Here is a 7009-nt window from a genome sequence, read left to right on the forward strand (position 1 = left end):
TGAATGTCATGACGATGAAAAGCGGCACCAGAATGCTGCACGACCAGGCCATGTAGCCAAAAAAGCTCGGCATGCGCACGCCACGGCTCTCGGCAATGGCCTTGACCATCAAGTTGGGTGCATTACCGATATAGGTATTGGCGCCCATGAAGACGGCACCGGCCGAGATGGCCGCCAAGGTGGAGCCCATGGTCGTCATCAGCGTGGCAGGGTCGCCCCCCGCCGTGTTGAAGAACACCAGGTAGGTTGGCGCATTGTCGAGGAAGCTGCTCAGAAAGCCTGTCGCCCAGAAGTACATCGCCGGGTCAGGCGTGCCGTCCTGCCGCGTCACCGCGCGCACGATACCGCCAAACGGCCCGCTCTCGCCCGCCTGCAGCATGGCGATGACCGGGACGATGGTGAGGAAGATGCCGGCAAACAGCTTGGCCACCTCCTGCATCGGCCCCCAGTCAAACTGGTTGGCCTGGTGCACCACCTTGGGCGTGAGCACAAAGGACAGCGCCGCCACCACGATCAAGCCTATATCGCGCAACAGGCCGGGCAGGCCCACATGGGCGCCTGCAATGGCAAAACCCACATCCGACTTCCAGAACCCGCTCATCAGCACCAGGCCAACGACAACGGCGAGCAGCACGAAGTTGATCTTGCCGTCAAAGCCGATGGAGCCGGTATCGGGCGTCGGGTCAGGCCGGGCCACCGGCCCTTCGGCCTTGAATCTGGCACTGTCGAGCAGGTAGAAGATCACCAGCAACGCACCCACCAGGAACAGAGTCTCGGTAAAGATATGGCGCACGGTCCAGAAAAAGTCCACGCCCTTCAAAAAACCCAGAAACAGCGGCGGATCGCCCAGCGGCGTGAGCGAGCCACCCGCGTTGGAGACGATGAAGATGAAGAACACCACCACATGGGCACAGCTCTTGCGTGCATCATTGGCCCTGATCAGCGGGCGAATCAGCAGCATCGATGCGCCCGTGGTGCCCATGAAGCTCGCCAGCACCGCGCCGATGGCCAGAATGGCGGTATTGAGCGCGGGCGTGCCATGCAGATTGCCGCGAATATAGATGCCACCCGAGACGGTGAACAGCGCCGTCAGCAGGATCACGAAGGGAATGTACTCGGCTACCAGGGCGTGCACCAGGCTGCCGGTCGCCGCGCTCACGCCGAAGACGGCTGCAAAAGGCAGCAGAAACGCCAGCGCCCAGCCAGCGGCCACCTTGCCGAAATGGTGGTGCCAGAAATGCGGCAGGAACAGCGGCATCAGCGCAATCGACAGCAAAATGCCCGCGAACGGAATGCCCCAGGCCACCGACAGATCCGCACCATTGAAACCCGCCGCAGACGCCAGCCCGGGTACAGCCGCCCCGATGGCGACCGCCGCACCGCGCCACCAGCCCCTCGGGCCTGTGCCTTGTCCCATACCGAACTCCTTGTATCTGTTTTTATAAAAATAATAGCTGACAGCGCATGCCGGGCGCGCTCCGAGAGCTGATTCTAATGAAACCAGCTTCCTCTGCCTGCTTGCGCGGCCAGGGGCAAACCCGCAGAGCCGCCCTCATCCAAGCTCATCAACCCTCAGCCCGCCCGTGCAGGCGCCGGAGACACACCTTGTGGCGGCTGGTTATCGTTTGGCGGCAGGTTGAACACCTGGCGCAGGTAGGCCAGGTATTTCTCGTCGTCGCACATGCCCTTGCCCGGTGCATCCGAAATCTTGGCCACCGGCTGGCCATTGCAAGCCGTCATCTTGATGACGATCTGCAGCGGCTCGTACCCCAGGTCGTTCGTCAGATTGGTGCCTACGCCGAATGCCAGCTGGCAGCGGCCATGGAAGCGCTGGAACAGCTCGATCGTGCGCGGAATCGTCAGGGCGTCGCTGAAGATCAGAATCTTCGTGAGCGGGTCGACCTTGTGCTGCTTGTAATGCGCAATCAGGCGCTCGCCCCAGCTGAACGGATCGCCGCTGTCATGGCGCGCGCCGTCAAACAGCTTGCAGAAATACAGATCGAAGTCGCGCAGGAAGGCGTCCATGCCATACACGTCCGACAGCGCGATGCCCAGGTCGCCCCGGTACTCCTTGGCCCACATCTCAAAGCCGAAGATCTGGCTTTCGCGCAGACGCGGCCCGAGCGACTGACAGGCCTGCAGATACTCATGCGCCATGGTGCCCAGCGGCGTGAGCCCCAGCTCCTTGGCCAACAGCAGATTGCTGGTGCCCGCCAGCTGGCCCAGGCGCTCTCCGGCGCGCGGCGTCTTGGTGGCAACGCCCAGGCCACCAGCGAGCGAGCGCAGCACCTCTTCCTGCCAGCGGCGGCTGAAGCGGCGGCGCGTGCCGTAGTCGGCAATCTTGAGCTTTTCCAGCCCCGGTGCATGCATGGCGGCAATCTTGGCTGCCAGGCGCTCGCGGCCCGCTTCCCAATCCGGCTGGGGCTGGGTATGGCGAAAATACACCTCATTGACAATGGCCAGCACCGGAATCTCGAACAGCACCGTATGCAGCCAGGGGCCGCGAATGGCGATGTCGATCTCGCCATTGGGCTTGGGGCTGACGGTAATGTATTTTTCGTTCAGTTGGTAGAGCCGCAGAAAATCGATGAAATCGCTTTTGAGAAAGCGCATCGACTGCAGGTAGGCCAACTCGTCATCGCTGAACTGCAGCTGGCACAGGGCCCGGATCTCGGCGCGGATTTCGTCCACATAGGGCGCCAGTTGCACGCCCGGATTGCGGCAGCGGAACCGGTATTCCACCTGCGCCCCCGGAAACTGGTGCAGCACCACCTGCATCATCGTGAACTTGTACAGGTCGGTGTCCAGCAGACTTTGGATAATCATTGGTTGGCTGCGCGGGGCGCTCACCACCGGCAGCCGGTGAATGGCCTCAATGCCCTGCGCCTTTTCATATGGTCGCAACCTGCCAAGTGTAGGCGATTGCGCAGGCGCACGCCGCCGCAGCTATCCCTGCAGCTGAATGGCCGTGACCGCCCGGAGCAAGGTGCCAGGCAGCGCCACCGGCCTGCGTTCGGTGCGGTCCACATACACATGCACAAAATGGCCGCAGGCCGCACTGGCCTCCTGGCCCGCCACAAAAATGCCCACCTCGTAGCGAACACTGCTGCGGCCCACGCTGGCCACCCGGATGCCCACGTCCACCTCCTGCGGAAAGGCCACCGGCGCAAAGTAGTTGCAATGGGTCTCGATCACCAGACCAATCGTCCCGCCCGCATGGATATCGAGCGCTCCCTGCTCGATCAGATAGCGATTCACCGCTGCATCAAACCAGCTGTAATAGACGACATTGTTGACATGGCCATACACGTCGTTGTCGGACCACCGGGTGGTGATGCGCTGAAAATGGGCAAAGGTGCCGCGCAACTGCGGCTGTGGCCGCTGAGGTGCGGCAGTGGCTGGCGTATCGCTCATGGCATGGCCGTTCAGGAATGTATTCAAGGCGCTTGGCATTGTAAAAGCGACAGAGGCCTCTACCTGTCACCACGCAGGGCGTGAATCGCAGGACAACGCACGGTTTGCCACACCACTGAAACAAAGCAGCGCTACAAATACAGAAAAACACCGAAAGAGGTTTTTCAGGCATGGACGCCGCAGGCAAACTGGTTGCCTTTTCAACCAGTCTGCCGCCCGGTAGCCGCTTGAATTCAAATAAAAAACACTTTGTTGCTGCAGTGCACAAAAAACACTTGCAAAAGCGTTCCAGATCCATACAATAACGATTATTGTGCAGTGCAGCAAAATGATCGCAATGCACAAGGATCACGGATGCAGACCGGCATCCGGATCTTGACCTTGAATGTTTGACTGACTAAACGGAGCAAGAAAATGGCATTGACCCCTGATCAAATCCTGGCTGCACACAAAGCTAACCTGGAAACCCTCGTTGGCCTGACCAACAAGGCCTTCGAAGGCGTGGAAAAGCTGGTGGAACTGAATGTTGCCGCCACCCGCGCTGCCCTGAACGACGCAGCCACCAACGCCAAGTCGGTGCTGGACGCCAAGAACGCCCAAGACCTGATCAGCGTGCAAGCTGGCCTGCTGCAGCCCATGGCTGAAAAGTCTGCTGCCTACAGTCGTCACCTGTACGAAATCGCTGCTGCCACCAGCCTGGAATTCAGCAAGGCTTTCGAATCGCAAGCCGGCGAAGCCCAAGCCAAGTTCAACGAATTCGTGGACACCGCCGCCAAGAACGCACCTGCTGGCTCTGAAAGCGCCGTAGCTGTGATGAAGACCGCCGTTGCTGCTGCCAACAACGCCTATGACAGCGTACAAAAGGCTGTCAAGCAAGCTGGCGAAGTGGCTGAAACCAACTTCAACACCATCACCAACAATGTGGTGAAGGCTGCTGGCAACGTTGGTACCGCTGCCAAGAAGCGTTAATTCGGCGCCATTCTTGCCTGGTGACCCCGTAGCGACGGATTCACGTGCTTTTTCCGCCTCTTGTTGCCAAACTCCTACAGTTTGGTAAAAAAGCAGAAAGAGCGCTGGACAGAGCAAAGGGTTAACCCTAGAATTGCACCATTGTGTTGAGAAATTCAACACACCCAGTTGTCTCCTTGGATCTTTTCGAAACCTAGTTTCATGGATCCTTTTAAAGCCCGGTTCACACCGGGCTTTTTTTTGGCCGCAGCCTAGCAACGCAAGGCAGACCCGGAGTGCTTTGCCAGATGCCGTCCCAGGTGCATACAAAGCTTGTCACCCCCCGGTCAACTTGCGCCACATCGACTGAGATTCAAAAAACAATTGGGAATAATTCTTGTTTGAATTAAGATCGGGCATCTTTGTTCCTGGCCCAATCTGCCGTATGCAATCTCTCAAAGCCCTGGCACTCGCATGTGCCCTCGTCTCCGCCGGTGCTGCCGCCCATGCTGAAGAAGTCGTCAACCTGTACTCGGCCCGCCATTACTCGACCGACGAAGCGTTGTACACCAACTTCACCAAGACTACAGGCATCAAGATCAACCGTGTGGATTCGGACGACGCAGGCATCATCGCCCGCCTCAAGGCCGAAGGCGCGGCATCGCCTGCCGACGTGATCCTGATGGTGGACGCTGCGCGTCTGTACCGTGGCGAAAAGGATGGCCTGTTCCTGCCCATCCGCTCGCAAAAGCTCGAAGAAGTCATCCCTGCCAACCTGCGCGCCCAGCCTGAAGCGGATGGCGGCATTGCATGGTTTGGCCTGTCCACCCGCGCCCGCTTGATCGCCTACAACAAGGTCAAGGTGAAGAAGGAAGACGTCGACACCTACGAAGCCCTGGCTGACCCCAAGAACAAAGGCAAAATCTGCATCCGCTCGGGCTCTCACCCCTACAATCTGAGCATGTTCGGTGCCGTGACCGAGCACATGGGCGAGCAAAAGGCCCAGCAATGGCTGCAGGGCGTCAAGGACAACCTGGCGCGCCCACCCAAGGGTGGCGACACCGACCAGATCAAGGCCGTGGCGGCCGGTGAATGTGATATCGCCGTCACCAACAGCTATTACTTTGCGCGCATGCTGCGCTCCAACAACCCAGAGGATGTGGCGGTCGCCAACAAGGTGGGCGTGGTGTTCCCCAACCAGAACAGCTACGGCACCCACCTGAACATTGCAGGTGGCGCCATCGCCAAGTACACCAAGAACAAGGACAATGCCGTCAAGTTCCTGGAATACCTGGCCAGCCCCGAAGCACAGACCTACTTTGCCAATGGCAACAACGAGTGGCCTGCTGCCAAGAACGTGCAAGTGGACAACCCTGCCCTCAAATCGATGACCCAGGGCAAACCATTCAAGAGCGAAACCATTCCTATCAGCGCCGTGGGCGCCAACATGGGCAAGGTGCAACAGATGCTGGACCGCGCTGGCTTCCAGTGACCTCCTGCGACAGCGCGCCGCAGCCATGACACAAAAAGCCCGCGAACGGGCTTTTTTTGCGACTGGAAAAGCACCCGTCCTCAGGTAAGATGCTGATCAATTGACGTTAACGTCAACTTGGAATATGCAAGCCCCTCGTACTACGAAGCGCCTGGGAACCTATTCCGAGATCCATCGACACCATCTGCTCAACAAGGAGACACGGCAATGCAGATTTCAAACAAGGTATTCATCGTCACCGGCGGCGCATCGGGCCTGGGCGAAGGCACGGCGCGCATGCTGGCCAAGGAAGGCGCGACCGTCGTCATCGCCGACATGAATGCAGACAAAGGCGAAGCCATCGCCAAGGAGCTGGGCGGCGCTTTCATCAAATGCGATGTCTCCAACGCCGAGCAGGCGCAGGCCGTGGTCGACAAGGCCGTCTCGCTGGGCAAGCTCTTTGGCCTCGTCAATTGCGCGGGCATTGCTCCGGCGGAAAAAACGGTGGGCAAGAACGGTGCGCATTCGCTCGACGTGTTCAGCAAGACGATCACTGTCAACCTCATCGGCAGCTTCAACATGATCCGCCTGGCTGCCACCGCCATGAGCAAGAACGAGCCTGAAGCCACTGGTGAGCGCGGCGTGCTGATCTCCACGGCCAGCGTGGCCGCCTATGACGGCCAGATTGGCCAGGCAGCGTATGCTGCATCCAAGGGCGGAGTGGTGGGCATGACACTGCCGATTGCTCGCGACCTGGCCCGCAACGGTATCCGCAACATGACGATTGCGCCCGGCATCTTCGGCACGCCCATGTTGTTTGGCATGCCCCAGGAAGTGCAGGACGCGCTGGCAGCCGGCGTGCCCTTCCCCAGCCGCCTGGGCAAGCCAGAAGACTATGCCAAGCTCGTCAAGCAGATCATCGAAAATGACATGCTCAATGGCGAAGTAATCCGCCTGGATGGTGCAATTCGCCTGGCCCCCAAGTAAAAATCACCACACCCCAAAAACAAAATGCCTTCCCGCACCAGGAAGGCATTTTTTACTTGTATGCGCCTTTCGCCAACGGTTCGGAGAACAAGCAAGAATGCAAACAAAAAACCCTCTTGCACAAAGCAAGAGGGTTTGGAATCTGGCGGAGTGGACGGGACTCGAACCCGCGACCCCCGGCGTGACAGG

At 59.3% G+C, this 7009-nt stretch carries 6 protein-coding genes; 3 read left to right on the forward strand and 3 right to left on the reverse strand.

The annotated features are described in order from the left end of the window. The 3 genes from ACH2DG_RS20770 to ACH2DG_RS20780 all read right to left on the reverse strand — a co-directional run. Window positions 1-1417, reverse strand: a 1417-nt coding sequence (locus tag ACH2DG_RS20770) for a sodium:proton antiporter (protein WP_395028485.1), incomplete at its 3' end; no start/stop codon positions are given. A 155-nt stretch (window positions 1418-1572) separates the two neighbouring features. Next, window positions 1573-2826 carry a nicotinate phosphoribosyltransferase gene (pncB, locus tag ACH2DG_RS20775; RefSeq protein WP_395028486.1) on the reverse strand — a complete coding sequence of 418 codons (1254 nt, stop codon included), beginning with the start codon at window positions 2824-2826 and terminating at the stop codon, window positions 1573-1575. 120 nt (window positions 2827-2946) lie between these two features. Continuing rightward, window positions 2947-3414: an acyl-CoA thioesterase gene (locus ACH2DG_RS20780; protein WP_395028491.1), complete on the reverse strand. Its 468-nt coding sequence runs from the start codon at window positions 3412-3414 to the stop codon at window positions 2947-2949. A gap of 414 nt (window positions 3415-3828) precedes the next feature. On the opposite strand from ACH2DG_RS20780, the gene ACH2DG_RS20785 reads away from it, so the two are divergent. The 3 genes from ACH2DG_RS20785 (at window position 3829) to ACH2DG_RS20795 (ending at window position 6820) form a co-directional block, all read left to right on the forward strand. Beyond that, window positions 3829-4383, forward strand: a complete 555-nt coding sequence (locus tag ACH2DG_RS20785; RefSeq protein ID WP_224152250.1) for a phasin family protein — start codon at window positions 3829-3831, stop codon at window positions 4381-4383. Window positions 4384-4807: 424 nt separating this feature from the next. After that, window positions 4808-5854 (forward strand): extracellular solute-binding protein, encoded by a 1047-nt coding sequence (locus ACH2DG_RS20790; RefSeq protein WP_395028488.1) that lies wholly within the window; start codon window positions 4808-4810, stop codon window positions 5852-5854. Between the two features lie 207 nt (window positions 5855-6061). Beyond that, window positions 6062-6820 carry a 3-hydroxyacyl-CoA dehydrogenase gene (locus tag ACH2DG_RS20795; protein ID WP_395028490.1) on the forward strand — a complete coding sequence of 253 codons (759 nt, stop codon included), beginning with the start codon at window positions 6062-6064 and terminating at the stop codon, window positions 6818-6820. The last annotated feature ends 189 nt before the right edge of the window (window positions 6821-7009 follow it).

Origin of the sequence: Comamonas odontotermitis, assembly GCF_040396735.1 — a bacterium.
Classification (GTDB): domain Bacteria; phylum Pseudomonadota; class Gammaproteobacteria; order Burkholderiales; family Burkholderiaceae_C; genus Comamonas; species Comamonas odontotermitis_C.